Raw genomic sequence first — 26,434 nt, 5'->3', positions numbered from 1 at the left:
CAAGGAATCGACATGACCAAAATTGCTCTGATCACAGGCGGTGCAAAACGTATTGGTGCTGCCATCACGCGCCTTTTGCACCAAGAAGGATTTAATGTCATCATTCATTATCACCAAAGCCAAGCCCAAGCAGCTGCATTAAATGATGAGCTAAACCGCTTGCGCCCTGATTCAGCCGCCATCATTTGTGCTGATTTGAATATCGTTAATCATCCCAACGATTTATCACACTTTGCCGAGCAATGCGCTAGGCGGTTTGGACGGATTGATGTACTCATCCATAATGCGTCCAGTTTTTATCCCAATGATTTGGGTGATACACATGACGCTTTGCTTGCAGCGTGGGAAGATTTGTTATTAACGAACGCCAAAGCACCGCTTTTTTTGACTCATGCGCTACTACCTAAGCTCAAAGCCGCCCAAGGCTGCATTGTAAGCTTGCTTGATATTCATGCCGACGCCAAGCCTTTTGTTGGATATCCAATCTATAATATGGCAAAATCTGCGCATCAAATGATGGTGCAGAGCTTAGCGCTTGAGCTTGCCCCAGGCATTCGGATTAATGGGGTCGCACCTGGGGCGAATATTTTCCCCGACAGCCACAATCCCCAATTAAACCACCAAACCAAAGCCGCCATCAGTGCATCCATCCCGCTTGAACGGATCGGCACGCCAGATGATATCGCACAAGCTGTGTTATTTTTGATTCAAAGCAGCTATATCACTGGTCAAATTCTTGCTGTGGATGGCGGTCGCAGCCTGACCTTAAAGGGCGGCTGATGTCTAGCCTTGGGATATTTGCCTTAAAGTTAAGATAAGATTTTTAACAATTCACTGCCAAAATAACGCAAAAAATTGCTGACAAATTAAAGATTTTAGGCTAAAATTCACACGTTCTTACATGGTTATCAGTTTGCCGTTACATTTGGTCAAATTGGTAGCCTCTTTATTTTGTTTAACCCTTAAATTTTCGGAGCAGATAGCCTAATCGAACAGTCGCCAAATCCTTTGGCACGATGAAGCTTAGTTCCCTTTTGTGTTCGCTGCATTTATGCACACTTAAAAGGAATACCATCGTTGAATACTTCTCCCACTTCAAATGTCGCTCGTCTACAGCGAAACCTTGGTTTATGGCATGTAATCATTATCGGTCTTGCCTACATTCAGCCCATGACCTTGCTTGATACCTTTGGTATGGTATCTCGTGATAGCGGCGGTCATGTGCCTATGTCGTATATTTTTGCTTTGATTGCGATTTTGTTGACTTCGGTGAGTTACGGTCATATGATTCGTGCTTATCCTTCATCAGGTTCTGCTTATACTTATACCCAAAAATCTATTAACCCATCAATGGGCTTTATGGTGGGTTGGTCAAGTTGGCTTGACTATTTGCTGTCGCCACTGGTGAATATCATTTTGGCGGTGATTTATTTAGAAGCGCTTTTCCCTGCAGTTAATCACTGGGTATGGGTCATCGGCTTGACAGCGATCATGACTGGCGTCAATTTATTTGGCTCAAAGGTTGTGGCGTATTTTAACAGCTGGATCGTCTTTGTGCAGTTAGCGGTGATTGCCGTTTTTGTATTCTTGACTTATGATGCGCTATCAGCAGGACAAAATGCCGATGGCATCATCAGCCCTGAAAACGCCTATCATCTGTGGAGCATGGCACCATTTTGGGACAGCATGACTTCGGTGGGCGCGCTGATCACTGGTGCGACGATCTTGTGTTTTTCTTTCACAGGGTTTGATGCGCTCTCAACACTTGCTGAAGAGACCAAAGATGCCAAACGCGTTTTACCAAAAGCGATGATTTTGACCACCTTAATCGCTGGTATCGTGTTTATCATCAGCACCTATTTCATGCAGCTGTACTTCCCAAATCATCCAGAAACCTATTTTAAATTGGTGGATGAAACGCAGCCTGAAATCCTAGAAGCTGTCGGCGGCGCGGTCTTTAAGGCAGTTGTGCTTGGCTTTGCAATCGTGACGGTTATGGCTTCGGGCATCTCGGCTCATGCAGGCGTCTCTCGCTTGATGTACGTGATGGGTCGTGATGGCGTGATTAGTAAAGACATTTTTGGTAAAATTCACCCTACATTATTTACGCCTGTCAATAACATTTTGATCGCAGGTGCTGTTGCCTTGACTGCTGGTTTTGTGACGCTTGAGTCGGTGGTGAACCTGATCAGCTTCGGTGCCTTGACTGCATTTAGCTTTGTGAATATCTCTGTGCTATTCCATTATGTCTTTAGAAATAAACACGTGCATAATGCAAAAGATGTCTTAAGCTATATCATCGTACCAACCGCTGGCTTTATCAGTGTGTTCTTGATGTGGCTAGAAGTTGACGCGCTGACCTTCAAAGTAGGTCTGTTCTGGGCGGCAATGGGCTTTATTTGGCTTGGTATCAAGACGCGCGGCTTTAAAGCACCTGTACCGCAGTTCAGAGAAGAAGACGTTTAATACTTTGCACACAAAAATATCCCAAAGACTTTTGGGATATTTTTTATCTATGTATGAGCCAAATCGTCATCTTTTGGTCTTCATCAGGTAGTGATTTGGCAACCTTTAGATAAGAACTTAAGGCGTGATGGTCTGCCCGATCGCCTCTGCCAGCTCAAGAATCTCTTCTTCACTCATATCTTGGCTGGCTGCCAATAGCCTTTGGGAAATCTCATCTGCTGGCTTATCATCAGCCTTAGGATATAGCTTTGGCAAATCCAGCATCTGACGCACCAAAGCACTCTTTAGGGTGTCACGCCGACCCAAATAGCGCTGATAAAAGCTTGAATTCAGTAAGCTTGCACCGCCTTGCCCAACCGCATATAGTGTCGCCATATAGTCACGAATATTCATATCGCTGTTTTGTTCAGTCAGATAAACCTGAACGATCTTAGACATGCGCACCATGCGCTCTCGTCGCACGCGGTACAATTCAGCAAACATCTTGTTCAGTCCAGAAGTCGTCGATGACAGGCGCTCTTCGATATGATTGAACAAAATCGCGCGATGCGGCAAATTGACCAACTGAAGCACCAGTCGAGCCACGCCAGCCCCAGCACCATCTTCAACGATGATCATATCAAGTTTACGTTTTTCATAATCAATCAAAATTCGCAAAAGCAGCTCATCTTTACTGGCAAAATGCTTATAAAGCGTCCCTTTTGCCAAATCCAATGTCAAAGCAAGACTATCTAGTGTCAAATCCCCCTCGCCAGACTCAAGCAATAACTGCTCAGCCGTCTGCAAAATGCGCATCTCCCGCAGCTCGAATTGCTGCTTGCGATTGGTCATGCTGTATCCTTTTTTAACGATGAAAATAAATATCAAGATTATAACAAAACACAATAAAAATTGGTGAGACTTTTTTAAACTTACCATATTGTTAAACCATTCTTGCTGATGACTGAATGATGCAGGAGGCGCGAAACATGAGGCAGGATTTGGATCATGGTTGTTACAATTTCATCCCAAAAATATGTGAATAATTGTTCACATTTAGCAGGTTTTGTGTTAGCATATTTTATTATAAAAATTCTTCTGAATGCATTGAAACTACTTGTTTTGCGAAATTGGTTTATCATAAATTTTGCATAAATATTTGGAATGAATTTACCGTTATTTGCAAAATTTTTCTAAACTGTGTCAGTTTGCCACCTTTACTATAGGATCCATACCATTTATGAGTATCGAACGCAATCCTGAAGCTTTTGACAAAGCGCCCATCAACTGGGTGCCTGCAGTCGTGCTTTTATCTACTTTATTTTTGGCGGTCGCCATTGTGCCTTGGTATCTGTGGACGCACAGTGTCGGCATGGGCGTGTGGGTCGCTTTTGCCATTTTGATGGCGTGGACAGGGCTTTCTATCACTGCAGGCTATCATCGCTTGTGGGCACATAAGTCTTATGATGCCCACCCTATCGTTAAGTATGTGCTGCTGCTTGGCGCAACTTTGGCGGTTGAAAGCTCAGCATTTGACTGGTGTTCAGGACATCGCATTCACCACCGACATGTCGATGATGAATATGATGACCCATATTCAGCCCGCCGCGGGTTTTGGTTTAGCCATATCGGTTGGATGCTTCGCAAGTACCCCAGCGGTCAATATGACTACAAAAACATCCCTGACCTAAAAAAAGATAAACTACTTACCCTTCAGCATAAATATTATGGGTTTTGGGTGGTTGCCACGAATGTCGTTGTTTTAGCGATCATCGGTCTGATCACAGGGGATATGCTCGGGACATTTGTGATCGCAGGTCTGCTTCGCTTGGTCTTGACACATCATTTTACTTTCTTCATCAATTCACTGTGCCATATGTTTGGTACACGCCCTTATACTGATGAGAATACGGCGCGTGATAATGGCATACTTGCGTTATTGACCTGGGGTGAAGGTTATCATAATTATCATCACTATTTTCAATATGACTACCGCAATGGTGTCAAATGGTGGCAATATGATCCAACCAAATGGATTATCGGTCTGCTTGCCAAAGTTGGCTTAGCCAGCAACCTAAAGCGCGTGGATGATCTGACCATCAAACATGCCGAAGTCACCATGCAGTTTAAGCGCGCCCAAGAGCGTATCGCCAAAGGCGGTGAGCTAAGCCTTGATGAGCGCTTGAGCGCATTCAAAGAGCGCATCAGTGCAGAATATGATGACTTTACCAAGACTGTGGAAGAGTGGCATGCCCTGAAAGCCAAAGCCATAGAGCTTAAGCGAGCAGAATTTGCCGATCGCCTCAATGAAGCAGACGAAAAGCTCAAGACTCAGTTTGCTCAAGTAGAAGCGAAAATCTTCGAACACAGCCGCCGCATTGAGCAAGCCTATCTACACCTTAAAGGTAAAGCTGTTTAATATCCAAGCCTTGTTTTCTCCGCCCTTTATCTGTATAGTTGGATAAAGGGTTTTCTTTTATATAATAATAAAATAAATAACGGATCACTTATGAAATTTGTGCATGACTATCTTAAACACGACGAGCGGCTATACCGCCACATCTCACCCACACCACTGGATAATCCAAAACTCATCGCGCTCAACCATCCGCTTATTGATCAGCTGGGATTGACAGCACTTAGTGACGATGATTGGCTGTCGGTGATTTCGGGTCTTTTGGCACCACTCAGCGACATCGCACCTCATGCGCTACAGCCGATCGCCATGGCGTATGCAGGGCATCAATTTGGTCAATGGGCAGGTCAACTGGGCGACGGTCGCGGTTTATTGATCGCTCAATTACAAGACGAAAAAACGGGTCGATTGATCGATTTACATCTTAAAGGTGCAGGACTTACGCCCTATTCACGGCGCGGAGATGGGCGTGCGATGATGGCAAGCTCTATCCGTGAGTATTTGGGTGGTCATGCGCTCAATGGCTTAAATATCCCTGCTTCAGATGCCATCGGCGTCATCGTGTCTGACACCCGCATTCAGCGCCAATATATCGAACATGCCGCCGCCCTGCTTCGTGTCAGTGACTGCCACGTGCGCCTTGGTCATTTTGAGTGGGTATCGATGTATGCGGCTGATTATTTTGAAGAATTTGTCATTAAAATTATCCAAAGTTATTACCCGCATTTGTATGATAAAGGGCAAAATACTGCTAATATCGCTGAATTTTTAACCGAAATTGCCGCCAATACCGCACGCATGATTGCCAAATGGCAGCTGGTTGGCTTTTGTCATGGCGTCATGAATACTGATAATCTTAATATCACGGGCTCTACGCTGGACTTTGGACCGTTTGCCTTTATGGAAGGTTTTAACCCAACTTGGATCAATAACCACTCAGACCATACAGGTCGTTATGTTTATCAAAATCAGCCCATGATCGGACGCTGGAATCTATCAACGGTCTATCGCACTTTTGGTCTGCTTACTACCCAATATGATATCGATCACGCCTTGACCACCTATAAAACAGTCTTTACCGACACTTATCATGATGGGCTGTGTCAAAAGCTTGGTCTTAAGAAGTCCGAGCCTGCCATACAGCTTGGCTATCGCTTGCTAACTTTGATGCAGGCGCACCGTTTGGATTACACCAACAGCTTTCGTGCGCTGATTGCTTTGCTGGATCAAGACGATCATAGCAAGCAATTTGAGCATGAGCATGGGTTACTTATCAATCTGATGCACAGCTTGCCCCATACTGCACATAGCCATTGGCATGAGTGGGTACATGATTATTTAAGTTATGTTCAGAAAACCACCACCAAAGCTGATGCCATTTCGCTCATGCAGTCGGTCAATCCCATCTACGTTCTTAGAAATCACATGGCAGAGCGCGCCATTGAGTCTGCGCATCGTGATGATTTTTCTGAAGTGGCACGCTTATTTAGACTGCTGAGCGATCCTTATCACATTCAGGACATCGCCACTTCTGATGACACTCGTATGGCTTTGGCAGAAGAAGCGGTGGCGGTCAGCTGCATGTCTTAATTAAAGCCAGCACCAAGCTTCATCCAAAAAATCACAAAGTCTGCCTTTATGGGCAAATTTTTGGTAGAATATACCCAATTTTTTAACCAAGGCTAGCCATGCTCAGTATTTATCTACTAATCCCCCTAAGCCTCATGCTGTTTGTGGTGGCGATTTGGGCGATTTATTATGCGGTGAAGTCCAATCAATTCGAAGATTTGGACAATGCCCCCGAGCAGATCATTCTAGATGACCGACAAGCTCGCCGAAAGAATATTTCTAAGGATCATCAATGACTGCTGCGCTGATTTTTGCTGCTTTTAGCATGGGCTTGCTTGGGTCACCACATTGCCTGGGCATGTGTGGTGGGATCGTGGCAGCTTTTGGATTATCAATGAAAGATGCGGCGCCTGCCAAGCGCACCTTATTGATGCTTGGCTATCATACTGGGCGCTTGGGCAGTTATGTTATCTTGGGGCTTTTGGTGGCGACATTTGGCAAGCACATCTTAGCGCCTTTGATGGCAAATGGTGCGCTGCCTAAATATCTGCTCGGCGGCGCACTCATTTTTGCCGCTTTATTGATGCTAGGCTTACCAGTACTTAATCGCATTGAAAGAGTTGGCTTAAAATTTTGGAACACCCTTGCACCTTTGCGCGCCAAAGTTCTGCCCATGGACAGCTTGCCAAAAGCGCTTGCCGCAGGGCTGCTTTGGGGATTTTTACCATGTGGATTGGTGTATGGGGCGCTTGGGGTTGCACTGGGGCTTGCTGCCGATGGTCAAGCAGGGTTGACCGCGACGGCATTCATGGTGTTTTTCTGGCTTGGCACCCTACCGATGCTGCTGGCGACAGGTACAGTGGTCGCATGGCTCAAGTCTAAGATTGCCGTCTTCAATCTGCGTAAGTTTAGCGGCGTGGTGATGCTCATCTCAGGCTTTGCGATCGCCTTTAGTATGCCGATCATGCAAGCCATGCACGGTGGGCATGGTCACGACCATCATGGCGAACCATCTACCCATCATGCTCACGATCATTCAGCGCATGAAGGACACGGACAAGCAGATACTCATTCAGGTCACAGCCATTCGGAACACTGTTCCATTTTATGTGAGCATTTGTGAGTCAAGGTGAGTTTTTACCTTGACTCTAATACTTTGGTCAAGCAGAACACTGTCATAAGAGGTATCAAGATGTTTGATAGCCTCATATAATTGCAAGAGCTTGACTTTTACTTTCTGCTTTGGCGTATGGTTGTTAATCCCAAGCAAAGCATCGACGCACATATATCGATTTAATAGGTTTACTGCGGCTGCATAATCTGATTGACTGGCTTGTGCGCCATCTTTCGGAGGTATGACCTGACAACTAGCAGTAGGCTGTGGTACATGACCACAAGCTACACAACAAAACACATCCCCATTTCGTGAACGACTGTCCACAAAACCACAAGCGGGGCATGTTTGAGAGCTGTACGCTGGATTAATCGCAACAGCAGTAAACCTAGGATGATAAAGTTTGGTCTTATCGCTCACTTGCTCGATGAAATCATGTAGTGTCATCAAGTTTAATAAGCGTTTAAAATGACGGCTACGGGTTCTTACAGGACCGTCTTGTTTCATTAAATTCGTATCGGCATTTTCATACACCAGTACATCCGCTTGGTTATCAATCAAGTAGTCCGCCAAGTCTTTGGCTTGGGATAGCTGATGCTGTTGGATTTGCCGAGTGAGTTTCTTAAAGTCTTGATTGGATTTTGCTTTGATTGCCAAATAGTTGCTTGGATTGGTGTTGGCAACCAATTGATAAATCCCGTACTCAATAGGACGCTTGTTCTCACGGCGTTTTAATTCAAGTCGGCTTAGCACTCGCTGAAGTTCAAGCTGTTTATCAGCGCATTTCTTGTAAAACACACCGTTATTTGGATAGAACACATCGCCATTTGAGAAAGTAAATAGCTCTGTTGTTCCCCAGTCAGCGGCTAGGATGTTTGGTTTACGAGTGGTATTCTTGGTTTCCTGTTGATCTGACTTGGCGTTAACCTTATTCGGCTTAACATCAAATCCTAAATGCAAATAAAACACAGGCTTGCATAAGCCATCTTTGATGTCATAATCAAAACTCATGATCAGGCTTTTACTGTATCCCATCTTGCTAAAATTGGCGATATGGTGATAACCTGATAGCGTGATACCTGTAAACCGCTTGCACCCATCAAGATTGACCAAGGTGAGGTGATGCTGGTATCGCTTACTGGCTTCATCAAAGACGCTTTTGATGGTATAGTAGTTTTCATCTAATCGGATGGTTGGTTGATATACCGCTGCTAGGTTATTAACATTGGTTTGTTTGATATGCTTTTTACACAGTGAATTGACCTTATTGGCATAGGTGCTGATATTAAGCTTGGTTGGGAACTTAGCTTTCTTTACATGTTGGGAAATAAACTGTTTAAAGCCCTCAATGATGCCATGTTCACGCCATAGCTGTTCAAGCTTTAAGTACTTACCTGTCTTAGCTATCACAAAGTTAATCAGCATCAGAGGGTGGCGTTCATCATCGCTGAGTGTCTGAAACAAGCTGTGATTGTACACATAGGCATTAAGACGGTCTTTAACACGCAATAAACCACCCGCAAAGGTGCGTTCTTGAAGTAGATAGGCTTCTTCCAGTGCATTCTTCCACATTCTTGCGGTCAGCGGTGTGTCCCACTCAAGGCGACCATGCTTCATGAAGTGGTTACGCACATCGATGTACGAATAACCGTTTTTAAAATTGATGCCATCATTAAAACTGGCATCATTTAATGAACGAGAGAAGTATAATCTTGCTGTCTGATAGGCGTAGAAATAATCCACCATTGCCATTGCAGTGGCGTCATCAGCAACCACTCAGCGGTGCTTGGTGGTGCGTATGGCTGTGTTGGTGGATTTATTCATTTCAAATTTACTCTTCGCTCTGTGTATCTACAGACTCATCCAGCTTTAAATCACGGCTTAGCTGAGCGGTGTTCTTCTTGTACTTGCGAAGTCCATACAGTCTACTTGAAAAGCAATGTACGATTGAGATTAAATCTTGGGTAAACTCCTCTTCCGGTGAACAAGATTCCAAGTTAATCACGGTTAATTTAGTGTTGTGCTTTTGGCATAAGCGCTCAAAATACTCAAAGCCAAAACGAACCAAGCGGTCTTTATGAGCAACGATGAGTTCAGAGACTTCATCATTCTCAACCATATCCATCAGCTTTAAGAAGTTCTTACGGTTGTAGTTTAAGCCTGAGTCGACATCGGATAGGTGTAAATCCACAGCAATACCACGACTGACCACAAAAGTTTCAATAAAGGCTTGTTGGCTTTGTAAATCAACCTTTTGTCCCGAGGATGATACCCGAGTATAGGTCACTACCTTACGGGGCTTATCTCGCAGTTCCGCAAACGCTGGATTGAACTGTTGTAAGAACAACAACACATCTTCTTCAGTGTAATAACGACGACCAGCACTGTTCTTTTTAGCGGGAAAGCGACCATCTCTATCAAAGATTTGAATCGTCTTAGGATGATAACCAACCCGCTTGGCAAATTCACTGAGTTTTAAAATACGCATAGGGGAAAATAGTAATTTAGGTTACTTAGTATACTAATAAATAACCATAAATAAAGCAAGTGATATTACTAATATTCATTGGATATTACTGTTATTTGTTGCTAGGTGAAACTCTCATCATTGATGGGGGTTTGTGATATCAAGCCAATGATCATAATGAGTCTGATCTTGCTTAGACATCAGAATCATTCAGATACTTTGCATGAAATTTAATATGTGCCTCAATAAAACTTGCAACAAAAAAGTAGCTGTGGTCATAGCCATCATGCAAGTGTAAATCTACCTCAACGCCATTTGCTTGGGCGGCGGCAACAAACTGCTCAGGCTGCAGCTGATTTGGATAAAAATCATCTGCCAGACCTTGATCGATACGAATGGGCAAAGATTTTGGCACTTTTGCGACCAAATAAGTACTGTCGTACTCCTGCCAATCGGATTTTTGTTCCCCCAAATAAGCAGTGAATGCTTTTTGACCCCAAGGTGTCATGGATGGATTGACAATCGGCGCAAAGGCAGAAATACTGGTATAAGCGTCAGGATTTTTTAGCCCGATTTGCAAGGCGCCATGACCGCCCATGCTATGTCCACAGATCGCTTTTGAGCTAACCTTAAAGTTCACCTCAATCAGCATTGGCAGCTCATGGACAACATAATCATACATTTGGTAATGAGCCGACCAAGGGCTAACTGTCGCATTAACATAAAATCCAGCACCTTGACCCAAATCATAAGCCTCATCATCAGGCACGCTCTCGCCGCGCGGTGATGTGTCAGGCATCACCAGAATTATCCCGTGCTTGGAAGCATGCTGCTGAGCGCCCGCCTTAGTTGAAAAATTTTCATCATTACACGTCAAACCTGACAAATAATACAACACAGGTAAGCGCGCTCCTTCAAGCGCCTGCTTCGGCAAGTAGATTGCAAAGATCATATTGCCTTGAGCAGCTTTAGAAAAGTGGCGATAACGGCGATGCTCACCATCAAACATCTTATGACAACTGATCAATTCCATAAATCACCCAAATCAAAAATGAATCACACTGCGAATCGACTTACCTTCATGCATCAGATCAAAGGCAGTATTGATTTGCTCAAGCGGCATGGTATGGGTAATAAAATCATTCAGCGCAAAATCACCTTGCATATATTGATGCACAATACCAGGCAGTTCGCTACGACCTTTGACACCACCAAACGCAGATCCGCGCCACACACGCCCAGTTACCAGCTGAAATGGGCGCGTAGAAATCTCAGCACCTGCTGGCGCCACACCAATAATAACGCTCTCACCCCAGCCTTTGTGACAGCACTCAAGCGCCGCTCGCATGACATCGACATTACCGATACACTCAAACGAAAAATCCACACCGCCATCGGTCATCTCGATGATGACCTGTTGAATCGGTTTGTCAAACTCATTAGGATTGATGCATTCTGTCGCCCCAAGCTCTAGCGCTTTGGCAAATTTATCTTCATTAATATCAATGCCAATGATGCGGTCAGCGCCTGCCATGCGAGCACCGATCACCGCAGCAAGTCCGATGCCACCCAAACCAAAAATCGCCACCGTATCACCTGGCTTAACTTTGGCTGTTTTTAGGACTGCGCCCATGCCAGTGGTCACACCACAGCCAAGCAAACATACTTCTTCCAAAGGGGCATCTTTTTGAATCTTTGCCAATGAATACTGAGACACCACGGTATATTCTGAAAAAGTCGATGTACCCATATAATGATAAATCGGCTCACCTTCTTTGAAAAACCGAACAGTACCGTCAGGCATCAAACCCTTGCCTTGTGTTTCTCGTACTGCCGAACATAAGTTGGTTTTTTGAGATAAGCACATTTTACATTTGCCACACTCAGCTGTATATAGCGGGATTACATGATCACCGACCTCAAAATCGGTCACACCCTCACCGACAGCCTCAACGATGCCCGCACCTTCATGACCAAGCACACAAGGAAAAACACCTTCAGAATCTGCGCCTGATAAAGTATAAGCGTCTGTATGGCACACGCCTGTTGCCACGATGCGTACGAGCACTTCTCCAGCTTGTGGCGGCATTAAGTCCAGCTCTTCGATCACCAGCGGTTCATTAGGCGCCCAAGCAACAGCAGCGCGCGTTTTGATAAATTCCATCATTGACTCCTTTGGTTGGCACATCTATCACACCAAAAATATTCATTGGCGACGTGCTTTTATTGTACTAGTTGACTTCCTCCCCTTCCTATCGTTCGGGGATTCCTACAGCTAGACGGTCAAGCCCGACCGCAAGAATGTTCTTACTGGCGTTAATATCTCTATCATGCCATGTGCCACACTTTGCACAAGTCCATTCTCTTATTCCAAGACCTGTCCTACCTTTCGGACTACTGGACATATCGCCACAGCACGAACAAGTTTGGGTAGTGTATCGCTCTGATACGATTACAAAACGGCAACCTGCATTCTTACATTTATAGATCAGTTGCCGTTTGAGTTCAAACCAACCTGCATCGTAAACCGATTTGGCGAGTTTGCCTTTTTTACTGTTAAATTGGGTGGTTTTAATATCGCCTACCACGATTAGGGCATTGTCTTTGACTAATTGGGTGGTGAATTTGTGGATGAGGTCTTGCCTTGTGTTTTTAATCTTGGCATGAATGGCACGCACACGGTCTTTTTTGCCTGCACGCTGTGCAATAGACAGTTTTTCAGCCCATATTTGAGTTTGCTTAATATGCAGTTTATCCCCGTTTGAGGTGGTCGCACTGTCTTTTAAGCCAAGATCAATACCAACCGAACCTGTGCCACAAGTTTGTTTTGGATAGTCTTTGACGGTAAGGCACGCATACCAACGATTACGGCTGTCTTGGACAATCTCACAGGTGTTAATTTGATAAAGGCTAAGGTTGTAGCTATCCCAGACATCAATGATAAGTTTTTGTCCTTTGGCCAGACTTAGTTGCAGGGTTGATTTCAAGCCCTTTTTGCCTGTTTGGTGAGTAGCGATGTGCTTAATAGCCGATTGTTTAAACGGTATCCAGCCAAGCGATTTTCGTTTAGACTTTGGGTTGTTGGTTCGCCAGTTAAGTTTTGCCTTCTTAAACTGCTTACGACTTTTTGCATGGGTTTCATTGATGGCTTGAATGGTTTGAGAGTGCAAGCCCAGTAATTCACCGCTACCTTTGGTGTAGTGGTTTAAATCATAGGCAGATAAGAATTTGCCTGTGCGCTGTAAATAGTTATAACCCAAGTCATTGACATAATTCCACACGAAATTGACTAAACCGCTTAGGCGGTTTAGTTGGTCTATGTGTTTATCTTTGATGCGTAACTTGAGTGTTTTCATGGGTTTGGGTATCATTGGATTTTTATATTTTAAAGTTTAGTCTAATGATATGTCAAGTCAAAAAAACCGAGTTAAGACGGGGTCGCCATGTGGTATTTAATCTTCATGTACATTTGGTCTTTGTGACTAAGTACAGACGAGAAGTATTTACCAAAGAGATTTTAGATGAGTTAAGAGGTATCTTTGAGCAGGTGTGTATAGAGTTTGAGAGCGAATTGGTGGAATTTGATAAGGAAGATGACCATGTTCATTTGCTTGTACACTATCCACCAAAGGTGAGTATTTCTAGGTTGGTAAACTCTCTTAAAGGGGTATCTAGTCGCAAAATCAGAAAAAAACAATATCCGAGCATCAAAGAGAAGCTATGGGGAGGTGCGTTATGGTCGCCAAGTTACTTTGCAGGTAGTTGTGGTGGCGCACCTATTGGGGTTATTAGGCAGTACATTGAACAGCAAAATACACCACATTAAAAAACGTCCATGCGTAATTGTGATTGTGGGGTTGCCTTATATCCACCGACTTTAGGCGGTGGATATAAGGCAATGACAGATAAAAATTCAAAAGAAAAACCGTCAGTTACATTCATCCAAAATAAAAACAGCCTGTATTGACACAGGCTGTTTTTATAAAATTCATTATAAAATGATCAATCACAAGATACCATAAGCCACCAACGCATTGGCTACTTGGATAAAGCCTGCCACATTAGCACCCGTCATGTAGTCAACTGTGCCTTCGGTTGAGCCATATTTTTGACCTGCTGCCAGTGAGTTGTCATGGATATTTCTCATGATATTTTGAAGCTTATCATCAAGCTCTGAGAAGCTTTTATATTGGCGCACAGAGTTCTGACTCATCTCAAGACCCGAAACTGCCACACCACCAGCGTTAGCTGCTTTGCCTGGTGCGTATGTGATGCCATTATTACGCACCACATCAATCGCTTCGGCAGTCAGCGGCATGTTTGCCCCTTCTGCGACATATTTGACGCCGCCTTTGACCAGCTGCTCGGCTTCTTCTTTATTAACTTCATTTTGGGTAGCGCATGGTAAAGCCACATCAGCGTCAAACTGCCAAGGTTTGGCACCAGGCAGCCATTCGCCGCCAAATTTTTCGACATAGTCGCATAATGGCTTACGTGCATCTTTTTGAGCTTTTACCCAGTCAATTTTTTCTTGGGTAAAACCTTGAGCATCATGTAGCGTGCCTTGAGAATCAGAAAATGTGATCACTTTGCCACCAAGATGTAGTGCTTTTTCGGCAGCGTACTGTGCCACATTGCCCGCACCTGATACTAGGACAGTTTTGCCGACCAAGGTGTCATTGTTGGCTTTGAGCATATTATCCAAGAAATACACCAAGCCGTAACCTGTCGCTTCGGTACGAATCAAGCTGCCGCCAAAGCCCACGCCTTTACCAGTCAGCACGCCTTCATATTCACGTGTCAAGTTTTTGTACATCGCAAACATATAGTTCACTTCACGACCACCAACGCCGATATCCCCTGCTGGGACGTCCATGTCTTTGCCGATGTTTTTGTGCAATTCGCGCATAAACGCATAGCAAAAACGGCGAATTTCAGCATCTGATTTGCCTTTAGGATCGAAATCCGAACCGCCTTTACCACCACCCATCGGTAAACCGGTCAGCGCATTTTTGAAAATCTGCTCAAATCCCAAGAATTTTAGTACACCTTCATTGACCGTCGGGTGGAAACGCAAGCCGCCCTTATATGGACCGATGGCATTACTAAACTGTACGCGCCATCCACGGTTTACTTCCACTTCGCCCTTGTCATTTTCCCAATTCACGCGGAAGCTGATGATGCGATCTGGCTCACAAAGACGCTCAAATACTTTAAATTCTGCAAACTTAGGATTGTCTGCATACACTTTTTCGATTGTCATGGCGACTTCTTGAACCGCTTGGATAAATTCTGGTTGGTGGGCGTAGTTTTTTTGAACTTGTTCAACAGTAGATTGGATACTCATGTGATACATCCCTTAAATTGGTGGAAGCAGGGTTTGCCTAATGTGATTTGGCGAACAGTTTTTCAGCTTTTATTGATAAATATAGAACTATTTATCAGTGATAAATCATAAAAAATTGTGATATTATAAGCAAAGGTAATATACCGAAATTTCGGGCAAATTACAAGCGGTTTTTGGGGGAATACTCGCCATTTTAAACAAAAATAGTTGGTCAAATGCTCCGCTAATACCGCCTTTGAATGACAAAAAACCGCTGCTTGCTTTAGCATAACAGCGGTAGTTTAAGACATGATGAAAATAGCCAATTAATTTGGGGCAGGCTCAGTATCAGGCGCTTTATTGATCAGTCCATAAGGAATGCTGATGCTTGGATTGTCTTGATGATGAAATAAAGCTTTTTGAAGCTCAGGCAAGGCAAGCTGCATGGCTTCACCAATGACCATTTGCGGCTCAGAAGGCTCAAAACCCATCAAAATTTCACGCTCTTTGATCATTGGGGCGGCATCATAAAATGCCTCCATCAACCCCTCTGAGCGTGGCAAGCTTTCATTAAAAAACGCTCGACCAAAGTAGGTCATGTCAGCATCATCAGTACAGCCAAAAGAAGCCTTGTCAGATTTGGATGCGGTGATAACCATGGTATACGGATCTTTCAGCGCATTAATAAATGTGCCTGAATAACACGCCGAAACCACAATCACACGCCAGCGAATGCCTGATCTGTCCAAAGCGGCTTTTAGCCAAAAAGGATCAATTTGGCGCAAATTCATGGGCGGATTTGTCACCGCCAATTCACCAATCGGCTCGCCGCGCCTATCCACCGATCCGTGTGAGCTTAACACCAAAAATAAAGCATCTTCATCAGGGTTCATCAGCCCGCCGATGTGCTCAAGGCTTCGCTCAATGCTGGTGCGTGTGGCAATGGGATACTCACCCCAAGTGTTTGGATTATTAATCAAGGCAATCGAACGCCCTGCCGTATCAAATCTAGCATCAAATAATTGGCGAGCTTGGATAATCTCACTGGCAAAGACATTTTGCTCACTAAAGCTTGCTGCCCCCAAAAAATACCACTCATGCCGACCCTTACGACCTGCAGTCATGGCTTGCAGCTGATCAGGCAGGAGTGCTGCTTGCTCATAAAATGCCAATTCATCAAGCTCAACCACCACCTCATCCATTTTAAAGATGGGCTGATTGATGGTATTTTTTTGCCATACCACCAATAAGATGATACTGGCAATGAGCATGAGCGCTGCTTCATACCAAGGACAATCAAAACGCTTAGCAAAAATCAGCAAAAGTGCCGCTGTCTGCCACACAAATAGCAGCAAAAATAAAGTGGGCAAAATACTGTGCAGCCAAAACGGCAATAGACTTTCATTTTCAAGAAACTGAATACCACTTTGAAATAGCACAAGCAAGGTATCCGCCGCCAACCATAAAATTGCCGGTACAAACAACAATGAGTAATTCAGTGAACGCTGAGCAATAATGATGCCTGCGGCGACAATGATGGTTGGCCAAACCAAGTAACTGATCAGACCTTGTTCATTAAAATAGCTGTCACTTGGTGCGGCAAGCCAAGCAAATAAAATATTTGCCGATAACGCCACCACCATAAAAGCAGCCGCTTGCGCAAATGTTGGCTTGGCAAGCTTAAATGCTCGCTCGCTGCCCACAAGCATCCATAAAGACGCGCCCAGATTTGAGAAAAAATTTGAGAAAAAACCCATTGAACTCTCGAAAGTCAGTTTCAAAAAGTCTGACCATTGTAGCATATTGCAAATTTACACTGGGCAGAAATTTTGTATCTTATCCGACATGTTTTTGGCTTAGCATTTGTTGATTTAATGACTAAATATGCACTAAAAAACTGCCATGGTATTCCACAGCAGTTTGGTAAATCAACTTTAATTAGCCCATCAAAAGCTTATTAACACGCTTTAGATAGCCTGCGGGATCTTCAAGCTGACCGCCATCAGCCAACAATGCTTGATCAAAGATGACTTGTGCCAAGTCGTCAAAATCGCCACTGGTTTCAAGCTTATTGATCAGCGGATGATTCGGATTAATCTCAAGTACAGGCTTGACATCAGGCACGCTTTGACCCATGGCTTTGAGCATTTGAGCCATCTGTGGCGTAAGCTCACCATCACCGACGACCAAGCATGCCGGGCTATCCACCAGTCGGCTTGACACTCTGACATCTTTGGTGCGATCGCCTAGCGTAGTTTTAAGTTTTTCAACCACAGGCTGCATTTTTTCTTCCGCTTGTTTGGCTTCTTGCTTTTCATTTTCGTCTGTTAAGTCGCCTAGATCAACCGCACCTTTGGCGATATTTTGGAGCGGCGTGCCGTCAAACTCATGCAAAAAGTTCATCGCCCACTCATCGACGCGCGCAGTCATCAAAATCACTTCGATGCCTTTTTTATTAAACAGCTCAAGCTGTGGGCTGTTTTTGGCAGCAGCCAAATTATCAGCCGTCAGATAATAGATGGCTTTTTGACCATCTTTCATGCGGGCTTTATAATCAGCAAAACCTGTCGCGACCGCTTCATCGGTGCTGGTGGCGTAGCGTAACAGCTTGGCAATGCGTGCTTGGTTGGCTTGATCTTCACCCAAACCTTCTTTGAGCACATCCCCAAATTCTTGATAAAAATCGGCAAACTTTTGCTGCTTATCGGCATCTTCAGAGTTGGCAAGGCTTGATAATAGTGTCAGCACTCGGCGAGCATTACCATCACGGATGGCTTTGACATCGCGAGATTCTTGAAGGATTTCGCGGCTGACATTCAGCGGCAGATCAGCGGTATCAATCACACCTTTAACAAAACGCAGATACATCGGCAACAGCTGCTCAGCATCTTCCATGATGAAGACGCGCTTAACATACAGCTTCAAACCATGCTGCTGCTCGCGAGCGTACAGATCCATCGGTGCTTTGCTTGGAATGAATAACAGCTGCGTGTACTGAACACGCCCTTCGACGCGATTATGCGTATATGCCAATGGATCAGCGTAATCATAGCTAAGATTTTTGTAAAACTCGTGATACTCATCATCACTGATCTCGCTTGGACTTTTTGTCCACAGCGCATTGGCTTGGTTTACCGTCTCGTACTCATCGGTAGCGATGTATTCGCCTTTGCCCGTTGGTTCGCCATCATCACCCAGCTCGTCTTGCCAAATTTCTTTAGGCATTTGGATTGGTAGGCTAATGTGATCTGAGTATTTATTGACCAGTGTTTTGATCGTGTGGCGATTAAGATAGTTGGTATTTTCCTCGCTGTCACCTGCGTATTCATCTTTTAGGTGTAGCGTAATCGATGTGCCGCGATTTGGCTTGGTGATGGTTTCGGTGGTGAATTTACCTGTACCATCAGATACCCAGCGCACGCCTTGGTCAGCAGGCTCGCCCGCTTTACGGCTTTCAACGACGATCTTATCTGCAACAATAAATCCTGAATAAAAGCCCACGCCGAATTGACCGATCAAATGACCGTCTTTTTTATCGCTTTCTGATAATTTTTCCAAAAAGGCTTTGGTGCCTGATTTAGCGATCGTGCCCAAATGCTCAATGGCATCATCTTCATTCATGCCGATGCCATTATCACTGAATGTGATGGTCTTGGCGGCTTTATCAATATCAATACGAATCGCAAGCTCACCATCATTTTCATATAAGCCATCCTCTGTGGTCGCCAAAAATCTCAGCTTATCACAAGCATCTGATGCATTGGACACCAGTTCACGCACAAAAATATCAGCATTTGAGTATAAAGAGTGCGTCACCAAATGCAAAAGCTGCGCAACTTCAGCTTCAAAGTGATGGGCGGTCGGATTAGTCATAGTTGTCTCCCTATCAAAGTTTCATCTTTCAAGATAGGGATGACGCTTATTTTTTCAAGCACTGATTGTACAAAGTTATTTGAACGGATGACTTAATTTCAATCAGTGATTAAATTTTTAAGCCCCTCTTGATACACTGTATCGTCAATCACATTGCCTTGCTTGCGATACCACTGTGGTTTGGCGGCGATTTTTTCAAGCAGCCGCTCAATGGAGAGTGTCAAATCCGCTTTGGTGGGCGTATAGTCTTGATAAAACCTTGAATCAATGCTTTGGCGAAATCCCACGATGCTGTCTTTGGGCGTCAATTGATAATCGCGCGCGATCAGCTCCTCTTTGAGCGCAAAATAACGCTTTTCAATAAAATTAAGCTTATCATAAAAAAACAGCACATGACCTGTGCCCAATCGATAGCTTGAAGGAATCTTTTTGAGCGTGTCGCTGATCCCATGTTTGGCGACAGATGATTGTACAAGCGTAAAAATACGCGTAATTTCTCGAAATTCGGCAAACAAATGCTGGTCTGTCAAATCATTTGGGGATATCAAATTAATACGAGTCATAGGGTGTTGGCACATCTCAAGCATTGATAAAGTGGCTTTAGCATAACACAAAATGGTAAAAATTTATCCAACACACACATAATCATCTCTACACGAAATTACCAATAAAAACTAGCTATTCTATCTACAACCTAGTAAAATAAGAGATTAGGTCTATAGCAAGCAAAGAATTTATGTCTAAAAACACTTTTTCTGCGTCACTACTCGCCATACTATCTAAAGTGATCTTAAGCGTTTTGGCGCTATTTGGGATTTTGGTTTTGGCGTTTCCAATCGGGTTTTATGGGATGGCAATGTATCTTGAGCCAACCTTACCTGACGTCAAAAATCTGGACAACTCCCGTTTTGAGATGCCGCTGCAGATTTATACTGCCGATAATAAGCTAATCGGACAATATGGCAATCGCTATTCTTTGCCTGTAACCTTTGATCAAATTCCTGAGCGTATGATTCAGGCGTTTTTGGCGGCAGAAGACGATACTTTTTTTGAACACAGCGGTATCAGCGTTAAAGGGATGGGACGCGCACTGACCGAAGTTGTCAGTGATAACGATACTCAGACTGGTGGCTCAACCATTACCATGCAGGTAGCGAAGAACTATTTTTTAAGCCCTGAGCGTACCATTAATCGTAAGCTGACCGAGCTTTTCATCGCCCGCAAAATTGAAAATGAGCTCACAAAAAACGAAATCTTAACGTTATATGTCAATAAAATTTATCTAGGCGAAGGCACTTATGGCATTCAAGCAGCTGCGCGCCGTTATTATTCTAAAAGCTTAGAGAATCTGACGATTGCTCAAATGGCGATGATTGCAGGCTTGCCCAAAGCCCCTTCAGCCTATAATCCTGTGGTCAATCCCGATCGAGCCATGGAGCGACGCAACTGGATTATCGGTCGTATGCACCAAGAAGGCTTCATTACCGCATCTGAGCGAGACACCGCCATTGCTGAACCCATGGGACTAAATATCTATCAAGAAAAACTTGACTTAAACATGCCCTATGTTGCCGAGATGGCTCGCACCGCTTTGGTGGAGCGCTATGGCGAGGCGGTGATGGATTCGGGGTGGCGTGTTCAGACTACCATTGACAGCGACTCTCAGTTGGCTGCCGATGCTGCTTTGGTCGGTGGACTGCGCAATTATGATCGCCGTCATGGTTGGCGCGGTGTCGAAGCAGAAGAAGGAACGCTTGAAGGTCGTAGAAATTTTGACAATATTTATCCTGCCAAAGTCACTAAGGTCAATAACCAAAGCTTTGAAGCCAAGCTTCAATCTGGAGAAACTGTCACCATCGGCTGGTCAGGCATGAATTGGGCGCGTCGCTACTATGATCCTAACCGTGTCGGCGGTGGTTACAGTAATGCTCATCAAATGGTCAAGGTCGGTAATATCGTCCGCATCTCTCCGCTCAATGAATCTAAAACTGCTTGGCGTATGGAGTCCATTCCTAAGGTTCAAGGCGCACTAATCTCTTTGGATCCTGAAAATGGCGCCTTGCGTGCTGTTGTTGGCGGTTTTCATTTTAATCACAGCAAATTTAACCGCGCCATCCAAGGATATCGCCAACCAGGGTCAATCATTAAGCCTTTTGTTTTTGCTGCAGCTCTTGAGTCAGGCAAACACACGCCAGACAGTTTGGTCTCTGATGCAGCGATTCGTGTTGGTAGTTGGCAGCCAAAAAATGCTGATGGGCGATACACAGGTGATATGACACTGCGCCGTGCGCTGGCTTTATCGCGCAACACACCTTCTATTCGCCTACTGCGCTCGGCGGGCGTCGATGAGACTCGCCACCTGATGAATGCGATGGGCGGACTTGAGATGGAGCGCATGCCATCCACCTTGGCATTGGCACTGGGGGCTGCCGACGCCACACCGCTACAAATGGCAACGGGTTTTGCCACCATCATCAATGGTGGACATCGCATCCAGCCTTATTTTATCGAAAGAATCTATGATTTTGGCAATGACATCATTTATCAAGCCAATCCACAGCAAGCCTGCGCACTTTGCTTTAATGAAAATCTATCGGCAACCAATGCCGAGCTCATTGAATCTTTTGAAGCCAATAGATCACAAGAGCCAGCAGGCGAGCTTGGCACACCAGCTGGCGATAGACTACACCCAAGAAGCGCGCCACAATATGTGGCTGCCACCCAAGCGCCTCGTGTACTTTCTCACCAAACAGCTTACAATATCTCCAATATGATGCGTGAAGTCATCACCAGCGGTACAGGTCGTAGAGCTCGTGCTTTGGGTCGTAGTGATGTTGGTGGTAAGACTGGTACGACAAACCTTGCCAAGGATGCTTGGTTTGCAGGGTTTCATCCGACCAATGTGGCTGTAGTTTGGGTAGGTTTTGACACGCCATCAACTTTGGGAAATAGTGAGTACGGTGGCGTCGCTGCACTGCCAATTTGGGTGAACTTTATGAGCCATGAGCTTCGCGGCACTCCTTCTCAATGGATCAGCCAAGAAGATCGATCAAAAGCGGTTAAGGCAACCCAGCAAGTCATTGATTTAAAAGATTAATAAAAAGCCCCAATGGTCATCATTGGGGCTTTTTATTAATGGATTAAGCTGTCAGTACACGCTCATGTAAGTCTTTGAGACCTTGTTGCATCACTGCTTGCAAAACTTCGGTCAATTCGCGCTGATCACGACCTTCAGGATAAATGGGCTCAAGTGGCAACACATACGCAGTGATCCCTCGAGCATCTGCCACCGACTTTAAGCTTTGTACCATGGTTCGCTCACCATAATAAGCGGCTTTATCAGACAGTTTACCCTCTTTATCCACATAAGCAATCACCATCGGGCAGATTGGTAAGTCGGTGTCGATCGCAGCTTTTAACAATTTACCGTATATTTTCTTAATCTGCTTACCGTCTGTGGTTGTCGCTTCAGGAAAGAAAACGACCGATGACCCCTCACTCAAAAACTCTGCAATTTGATCACTCACTGAGCCTACATCCCCTGAGCCGCGCTGAATAAAGAGTGTACCGCCTGCTTTTGCCAAGCGTCCAAAAATTGGCCATTCACCAATTTCAGCCTTAGATAAGAAAAAAACAGGCGCAACGCTGCCAACGACAGGAATGTCTAGCCAAGAGACATGATTGCTAACCCAAAGCCCGTGCCTTTGTGGAACTGGCTCAACTTGAACGACGTTTACGCCAAATGAATTCGCCAACTTTCGACAAAATTTTTGTACATAAGGCATCAATCGATTGCGTGGTACATCGGAACGATATGCCTTTGCTTCATAAACCATCTTAAAACCATTCAATAAAGTATTTGTCAATCCAACTGCTGCTTTAGTACGATGATATTGATTGCTAATGAAATTTGACATAAAAAAACTCAGCGTATTTCTTTGCCATACAGACTAAACCCAAATGCAAAAAAAATCAAGTGATTTAGTGAACATTTATAAACCAATCTCAAAATAAAGAACCTATAAAAAATCTCCAAAGCGTACACCTTGGAGATTTTTTATGATTTAATTAGACATGCGTATGGTACTAATCAAACTGGCAATGGCGGCGGCAACGCATCGTCATCAGCAGGTTCCTCTGCTACCACAGGCGTCTGCACGATGTGCTGATAATTCTTAGGCTCACGCGGCGCCTCACCTGCCATAATTTGCAAGAGCTGCTCACGATCAATGGTCTCCCATTTCATCAGCGCCTCAACCATGGCATGCATTTTGTCTTGATTTTCATCAATGAGCTTATAAGCCACATCATACTGAGCTTCTAAAATATGACGAATCTCATCATCGACTTTTTGCTGTGTTGCTTCTGAGATGGTGCGAGTACTGCCACCAAAATAGCCACCATGCTCTTCGGCTTCATAGACCATCACACCAAGCTCATCTGACATGCCATAGCGAGTTACCATGGCACGCGCCATTTTGGTAGCACGCTCAAAGTCATTGGATGCACCAGTCGATTTACGATTTACAAAGATTTCTTCGGCGATACGCCCACCAAACAAAATAGAAATTTCATTGAGCATTTTGTCTTTATAATTGCTGATCGCATCTTGCTCAGGCAGCTGCCAAGTCACACCCAAAGCCCAACCGCGCGGCATGATGGTGACTTTATGCACAGGATCCGTACCTGGCAGAAGCTCTGCTACCAACGCATGTCCTGCTTCATGGTATGCTGTTGCACGGCGTTCTTCTTCACGAAGTACCATTGATTTACGTTCAGGACCCATAAACAGCTTATCTTTGGCATCTTCAAAGTCGTTCATATCAACGCTATTTTTATTTCGGCGAGCCGCAAACAACGCAGCCTCATTGACCAAGTTAGCAAGCTGAGCGCCACTAAATCCAGGCGTACCTCGCGCCAAAGCATTGATATCCACGCCGATGGTCGCAGGGAGTTTTTTGAGGTGCACCATCAAGATTTGCTCACGACCCTTGATATCAGGTAAGCCGACAGATACTTGACGGTCAAAACGACCTGGACGCAGCAGCGCCTTATCAAGCACATCCACACGGTTGGTGGCAGCGATAACAATCACGCCATCATTACCCTCAAAACCATCCATCTCAACCAACAGCTGGTTTAAGGTCTGTTCGCGCTCATCATGACCGCCGCCCATGCCACTACCACGGTGGCGGCCTACAGCGTCAATTTCGTCGATGAAGATGATACAAGGCGCATTTTTTTTGGCTTGATCAAACATATCACGCACACGAGAGGCACCCACACCCACGAACATTTCAACAAAATCTGAACCAGAGATGCTAAAGAAAGGTACTTTGGCTTCACCTGCGATTGCCTTGGCTAGCAAAGTTTTACCTGTACCTGGCGGACCAACCATCAAAACACCGCGAGGAATGGTCGCGCCAAGTTTGGTAAATTTACTTGGATCTCTTAAGAAGTCAACAATCTCAGCAACTTCCTGCTTTGATTCTTCCACCCCAGCGACATCAGCAAAAGTAACCTTAACCTGATCTTCTGACAGCATTTTGGCTTTGGATTTACCAAAACTCATTGGGTTACGACCGCCCATACCGCCGCCGCCAGCACCGCCGCCGCTCATGCCACGCATGATCAGCCAAAACAAACCGACAATTAATAAAATTGGGAATGCGGCCATCAGAAGCTGCATACCAACGCCTTGACGCTCAGGTGGGATACCTTGAACTTCAACATTATTCTCACGCAGTAGCGGCATCAATTCATTATCAGTAATTTCAGGGCGCACTGTCTCAAATTGAGAGCCATTGACCTTAGTACCAGTAATCTCTTCGCCACTGATTTTTACATCTTTAATTTCGCCTTGTGACACTGCGGTCACAAATGCCGAATAATTCATCGTATCGGCATCAGCTCTACCGCTATCAAGATTGCTAAAAATCACAACCACGATACCGATGATCGCCAGCCACAATAAGGTATTCTTCACCATGTCGCTCAAACTTTTCTCATCCTTAGCTTATGGATATTGGGAGTAATCCGCCCAATGCTGATTAACTATATATAATATATTGATGAATTTAGCTATTTCAAGTAAACTCTATGATTGATTTATTTAATCGCTACCCAAAACATCTCTTTTGAGCGCGGTCGGGATGCGGCAGGTTTGATACTTTTGATTTTGCTAAATTGCTTTTGCATCTGAGCGCGCAGCTCTTGAGAGCCCTCGCCTTGAAACACCTTCATGATCAACGCACCGCCTTCTGGGAGCACTTTGAGCGCAAAATCCACCGCAAGCTCACACAAATACATCATGCGCGGCTGATCGACAGCAGCCATCCCAGAAGTATTTGGCGCCATATCTGACAATACCACATCCACACGGCGCCCGCCAACTTCGCTCATAATTTGGTTAAATACTGCCTCTTCTCGAAAATCACCTTGAATAAAGGTCACATTTTCTAGAGTATCCATGGGTAGAATGTCCGAAGCAATCAATGTACCTGAATCACCCACAAGCTGACCTGCCACTTGCGACCAACTGCCCGGCGCAGAGCCTAAGTCCACGACCGTCATGCCTTTTTTGATCAGTCCTGTTTTTTCATTAATCTCAAGAAGCTTATAGGCAGCTCGCGCACGATAGCCTTCTTTTTGAGCTTTTTGAACATAAAAGTCATCAATGTGCTCTTTCATCCAAGCACGGCTTGACTTCGACAGTTTTTTGTTTTTAATTCGGGTTGCCATGAATTTTAAATTGCGCCTAATTAATAAATCTAATCCAATCAATTAGTTTACCATTAATGAGAACAAATTTGGTGAAATTCTGCTATAATAGCGTAATTATTTATCACCGCCATCTATCTTTTGGCAATTTTGGAACGCTTATGAATAAAAAAGCAAAACTACAAGACATCAAAGCCCTGCGTGGCATTGGTCATCAGCTGAGCCCGATTGTGACGATCGGTGGTCATGGCATCACACCAAATCTCGTCGAAGAAGTGTCGCGTGCGCTTCATGACCATGAATTGATTAAGATCAAAATCCCTGCTGGCACAGCCGATGAACGCAAAGATTGTGCGGCTGCCATCGCGGAGGCAACCGAGTCTGAGGTCATCCACCACATTGGGCGTATGGTACTACTTCTGCGCGCCAATCCTGAGCCAAATCCTAAGTTGTCCAATTTGGCGCGATTCGGATTTTAATCGATTTGATGAGCTTTAAAACATT

Annotated in this window: 22 protein-coding genes; 9 read left to right on the top strand and 13 right to left on the bottom strand. The window is 44.7% G+C overall.

From position 1 onward, the window contains the following. Positions 1–12 precede the first annotated feature (12 nt). Both U0021_RS07350 and U0021_RS07345 read left to right on the top strand, forming a co-directional pair. Entirely contained in the window at positions 13–780 is a 768-nt protein-coding gene (locus U0021_RS07350; RefSeq protein ID WP_114800623.1) for a pteridine reductase, read from the top strand. A gap of 297 nt (positions 781–1,077) precedes the next feature. Beyond that, entirely contained in the window at positions 1,078–2,466 is a 1,389-nt protein-coding gene (locus tag U0021_RS07345) for an APC family permease (RefSeq protein ID WP_114800622.1), read from the top strand. A 117-nt stretch (positions 2,467–2,583) separates the two neighbouring features. Here the strand turns inward: U0021_RS07345 and U0021_RS07340 are convergent, their stop codons facing one another. After that, positions 2,584–3,297: a TetR/AcrR family transcriptional regulator gene (locus U0021_RS07340; RefSeq protein WP_167366897.1), complete on the bottom strand. Its 714-nt coding sequence runs from the start codon at positions 3,295–3,297 to the stop codon at positions 2,584–2,586. Positions 3,298–3,685: 388 nt separating this feature from the next. On the opposite strand from U0021_RS07340, the gene U0021_RS07335 reads away from it, so the two are divergent. The 4 genes from U0021_RS07335 (at position 3,686) to U0021_RS07320 (ending at position 7,553) form a co-directional block, all read left to right on the top strand. After that, the gene (locus U0021_RS07335) at positions 3,686–4,864 is read left to right on the top strand and encodes an acyl-CoA desaturase (protein ID WP_114800621.1); all 1,179 of its coding nucleotides are present in this window, start codon (positions 3,686–3,688) and stop codon (positions 4,862–4,864) included. A 90-nt stretch (positions 4,865–4,954) separates the two neighbouring features. After that, a complete protein-coding gene (locus U0021_RS07330) occupies positions 4,955–6,451 on the top strand; it encodes a protein adenylyltransferase SelO (RefSeq protein WP_114800620.1) in 1,497 nt (498 codons plus the stop codon). A 98-nt stretch (positions 6,452–6,549) separates the two neighbouring features. Continuing rightward, positions 6,550–6,726, top strand: a complete 177-nt coding sequence (gene ccoS / locus U0021_RS07325) for a cbb3-type cytochrome oxidase assembly protein CcoS (RefSeq protein ID WP_078255285.1) — start codon at positions 6,550–6,552, stop codon at positions 6,724–6,726. Beyond that, positions 6,723–7,553 (top strand): sulfite exporter TauE/SafE family protein, encoded by an 831-nt coding sequence (locus tag U0021_RS07320; RefSeq protein ID WP_114800619.1) that lies wholly within the window; start codon positions 6,723–6,725, stop codon positions 7,551–7,553. Before ccoS ends, U0021_RS07320 begins: the two co-directional genes overlap by 4 nt. On the opposite strand, the gene U0021_RS07315 is transcribed toward U0021_RS07320, so the two are convergent. The 5 genes from U0021_RS07315 to U0021_RS07295 all read right to left on the bottom strand — a co-directional run bounded on the left by U0021_RS07315 (position 7,536) and on the right by U0021_RS07295 (position 13,367). After that, positions 7,536–9,320, bottom strand: a complete 1,785-nt coding sequence (locus U0021_RS07315) for a zinc ribbon domain-containing protein (RefSeq protein ID WP_114800618.1) — start codon at positions 9,318–9,320, stop codon at positions 7,536–7,538. The genes U0021_RS07320 and U0021_RS07315 overlap by 18 nt on opposite strands. Before the next feature lie 55 nt (positions 9,321–9,375). Beyond that, on the bottom strand, positions 9,376–10,032 hold the full coding sequence (locus U0021_RS07310) for an IS607 family transposase (RefSeq protein ID WP_114800617.1): 657 nt from the start codon (positions 10,030–10,032) through the stop codon (positions 9,376–9,378). Positions 10,033–10,204: 172 nt separating this feature from the next. Beyond that, on the bottom strand, positions 10,205–11,044 hold the full coding sequence (gene fghA / locus U0021_RS07305) for an S-formylglutathione hydrolase (RefSeq protein WP_114800616.1): 840 nt from the start codon (positions 11,042–11,044) through the stop codon (positions 10,205–10,207). 12 nt (positions 11,045–11,056) lie between these two features. Beyond that, positions 11,057–12,166 (bottom strand): S-(hydroxymethyl)glutathione dehydrogenase/class III alcohol dehydrogenase, encoded by a 1,110-nt coding sequence (locus tag U0021_RS07300; protein WP_456152524.1) that lies wholly within the window; start codon positions 12,164–12,166, stop codon positions 11,057–11,059. 97 nt (positions 12,167–12,263) lie between these two features. Then, positions 12,264–13,367, bottom strand: a complete 1,104-nt coding sequence (locus U0021_RS07295) for an RNA-guided endonuclease InsQ/TnpB family protein (RefSeq protein ID WP_327037437.1) — start codon at positions 13,365–13,367, stop codon at positions 12,264–12,266. A 44-nt stretch (positions 13,368–13,411) separates the two neighbouring features. On the opposite strand from U0021_RS07295, the gene tnpA reads away from it, so the two are divergent. Then, a complete protein-coding gene (gene tnpA / locus U0021_RS07290) occupies positions 13,412–13,837 on the top strand; it encodes an IS200/IS605 family transposase (protein ID WP_114799900.1) in 426 nt (141 codons plus the stop codon). 180 nt (positions 13,838–14,017) lie between these two features. On the opposite strand, the gene gdhA is transcribed toward tnpA, so the two are convergent. The 4 genes from gdhA to U0021_RS07270 all read right to left on the bottom strand — a co-directional run bounded on the left by gdhA (position 14,018) and on the right by U0021_RS07270 (position 19,773). Next, positions 14,018–15,358, bottom strand: a complete 1,341-nt coding sequence (gene gdhA, locus U0021_RS07285; RefSeq protein ID WP_114799899.1) for an NADP-specific glutamate dehydrogenase — start codon at positions 15,356–15,358, stop codon at positions 14,018–14,020. 305 nt (positions 15,359–15,663) lie between these two features. Continuing rightward, entirely contained in the window at positions 15,664–17,094 is a 1,431-nt protein-coding gene (locus U0021_RS07280; RefSeq protein ID WP_227538662.1) for a C13 family peptidase, read from the bottom strand. 181 nt (positions 17,095–17,275) lie between these two features. Then, complete coding sequence (gene htpG / locus U0021_RS07275; RefSeq protein WP_114799897.1) at positions 17,276–19,210, bottom strand: molecular chaperone HtpG; 1,935 nt, start codon at positions 19,208–19,210, stop codon at positions 17,276–17,278. A 98-nt stretch (positions 19,211–19,308) separates the two neighbouring features. Continuing rightward, positions 19,309–19,773 carry a pyrimidine dimer DNA glycosylase/endonuclease V gene (locus tag U0021_RS07270; RefSeq protein ID WP_114799908.1) on the bottom strand — a complete coding sequence of 155 codons (465 nt, stop codon included), beginning with the start codon at positions 19,771–19,773 and terminating at the stop codon, positions 19,309–19,311. A gap of 173 nt (positions 19,774–19,946) precedes the next feature. Here U0021_RS07270 and U0021_RS07265 point away from each other — a divergent pair, with 173 nt between their 5' ends. Further along, positions 19,947–22,307 (top strand): penicillin-binding protein 1A, encoded by a 2,361-nt coding sequence (locus tag U0021_RS07265; RefSeq protein ID WP_114799896.1) that lies wholly within the window; start codon positions 19,947–19,949, stop codon positions 22,305–22,307. A 43-nt stretch (positions 22,308–22,350) separates the two neighbouring features. On the opposite strand, the gene U0021_RS07260 is transcribed toward U0021_RS07265, so the two are convergent. The 3 genes from U0021_RS07260 to U0021_RS07250 form a co-directional block, all read right to left on the bottom strand. Beyond that, positions 22,351–23,127, bottom strand: a complete 777-nt coding sequence (locus U0021_RS07260; protein WP_114799895.1) for a lysophospholipid acyltransferase family protein — start codon at positions 23,125–23,127, stop codon at positions 22,351–22,353. A 173-nt stretch (positions 23,128–23,300) separates the two neighbouring features. After that, on the bottom strand, positions 23,301–25,199 hold the full coding sequence (gene ftsH, locus U0021_RS07255; RefSeq protein ID WP_114799894.1) for an ATP-dependent zinc metalloprotease FtsH: 1,899 nt from the start codon (positions 25,197–25,199) through the stop codon (positions 23,301–23,303). Positions 25,200–25,318: 119 nt separating this feature from the next. Continuing rightward, the gene (locus U0021_RS07250) at positions 25,319–25,951 is read right to left on the bottom strand and encodes an RlmE family RNA methyltransferase (protein WP_114799893.1); all 633 of its coding nucleotides are present in this window, start codon (positions 25,949–25,951) and stop codon (positions 25,319–25,321) included. 140 nt (positions 25,952–26,091) lie between these two features. Here U0021_RS07250 and U0021_RS07245 point away from each other — a divergent pair, with 140 nt between their 5' ends. Then, positions 26,092–26,409: a YhbY family RNA-binding protein gene (locus U0021_RS07245; protein WP_114799892.1), complete on the top strand. Its 318-nt coding sequence runs from the start codon at positions 26,092–26,094 to the stop codon at positions 26,407–26,409. Positions 26,410–26,434: the final 25 nt, after the last annotated feature.

Origin of the sequence: Moraxella canis (assembly GCF_034424565.1) — a bacterium.
GTDB classification, from domain to species: domain Bacteria; phylum Pseudomonadota; class Gammaproteobacteria; order Pseudomonadales; family Moraxellaceae; genus Moraxella; species Moraxella canis.
Note: the sequence above shows the minus strand (reverse complement) of the source record. Positions and strands in the feature narration are given on the sequence as shown.

What these genes read in the sequence shown, in the direction of transcription:
- U0021_RS07350 (WP_114800623.1), top strand. Translation starts at nt 13, where the DNA reads ATGACCAAAATTGCTCTGATCACAGGCGGTGCAAAACGTATTGGTGCT.
- ccoS (WP_078255285.1), top strand. Translation starts at nt 6,550, where the DNA reads ATGCTCAGTATTTATCTACTAATCCCCCTAAGCCTCATGCTGTTTGTG.
- U0021_RS07340 (WP_167366897.1), bottom strand. Translation starts at nt 3,297, where the DNA reads ATGACCAATCGCAAGCAGCAATTCGAGCTGCGGGAGATGCGCATTTTG.
- U0021_RS07335 (WP_114800621.1), top strand. Translation starts at nt 3,686, where the DNA reads ATGAGTATCGAACGCAATCCTGAAGCTTTTGACAAAGCGCCCATCAAC.
- ftsH (WP_114799894.1), bottom strand. Translation starts at nt 25,199, where the DNA reads ATGGTGAAGAATACCTTATTGTGGCTGGCGATCATCGGTATCGTGGTT.
- U0021_RS07295 (WP_327037437.1), bottom strand. Translation starts at nt 13,367, where the DNA reads ATGAAAACACTCAAGTTACGCATCAAAGATAAACACATAGACCAACTA.
- gdhA (WP_114799899.1), bottom strand. Translation starts at nt 15,358, where the DNA reads ATGAGTATCCAATCTACTGTTGAACAAGTTCAAAAAAACTACGCCCAC.
- U0021_RS07280 (WP_227538662.1), bottom strand. Translation starts at nt 17,094, where the DNA reads ATGGGTTTTTTCTCAAATTTTTTCTCAAATCTGGGCGCGTCTTTATGG.
- U0021_RS07270 (WP_114799908.1), bottom strand. Translation starts at nt 19,773, where the DNA reads ATGACTCGTATTAATTTGATATCCCCAAATGATTTGACAGACCAGCAT.
- U0021_RS07320 (WP_114800619.1), top strand. Translation starts at nt 6,723, where the DNA reads ATGACTGCTGCGCTGATTTTTGCTGCTTTTAGCATGGGCTTGCTTGGG.
- U0021_RS07310 (WP_114800617.1), bottom strand. Translation starts at nt 10,032, where the DNA reads ATGCGTATTTTAAAACTCAGTGAATTTGCCAAGCGGGTTGGTTATCAT.
- U0021_RS07245 (WP_114799892.1), top strand. Translation starts at nt 26,092, where the DNA reads ATGAATAAAAAAGCAAAACTACAAGACATCAAAGCCCTGCGTGGCATT.
- U0021_RS07330 (WP_114800620.1), top strand. Translation starts at nt 4,955, where the DNA reads ATGAAATTTGTGCATGACTATCTTAAACACGACGAGCGGCTATACCGC.
- fghA (WP_114800616.1), bottom strand. Translation starts at nt 11,044, where the DNA reads ATGGAATTGATCAGTTGTCATAAGATGTTTGATGGTGAGCATCGCCGT.
- tnpA (WP_114799900.1), top strand. Translation starts at nt 13,412, where the DNA reads ATGATATGTCAAGTCAAAAAAACCGAGTTAAGACGGGGTCGCCATGTG.
- htpG (WP_114799897.1), bottom strand. Translation starts at nt 19,210, where the DNA reads ATGACTAATCCGACCGCCCATCACTTTGAAGCTGAAGTTGCGCAGCTT.
- U0021_RS07250 (WP_114799893.1), bottom strand. Translation starts at nt 25,951, where the DNA reads ATGGCAACCCGAATTAAAAACAAAAAACTGTCGAAGTCAAGCCGTGCT.
- U0021_RS07260 (WP_114799895.1), bottom strand. Translation starts at nt 23,127, where the DNA reads ATGTCAAATTTCATTAGCAATCAATATCATCGTACTAAAGCAGCAGTT.
- U0021_RS07265 (WP_114799896.1), top strand. Translation starts at nt 19,947, where the DNA reads ATGTCTAAAAACACTTTTTCTGCGTCACTACTCGCCATACTATCTAAA.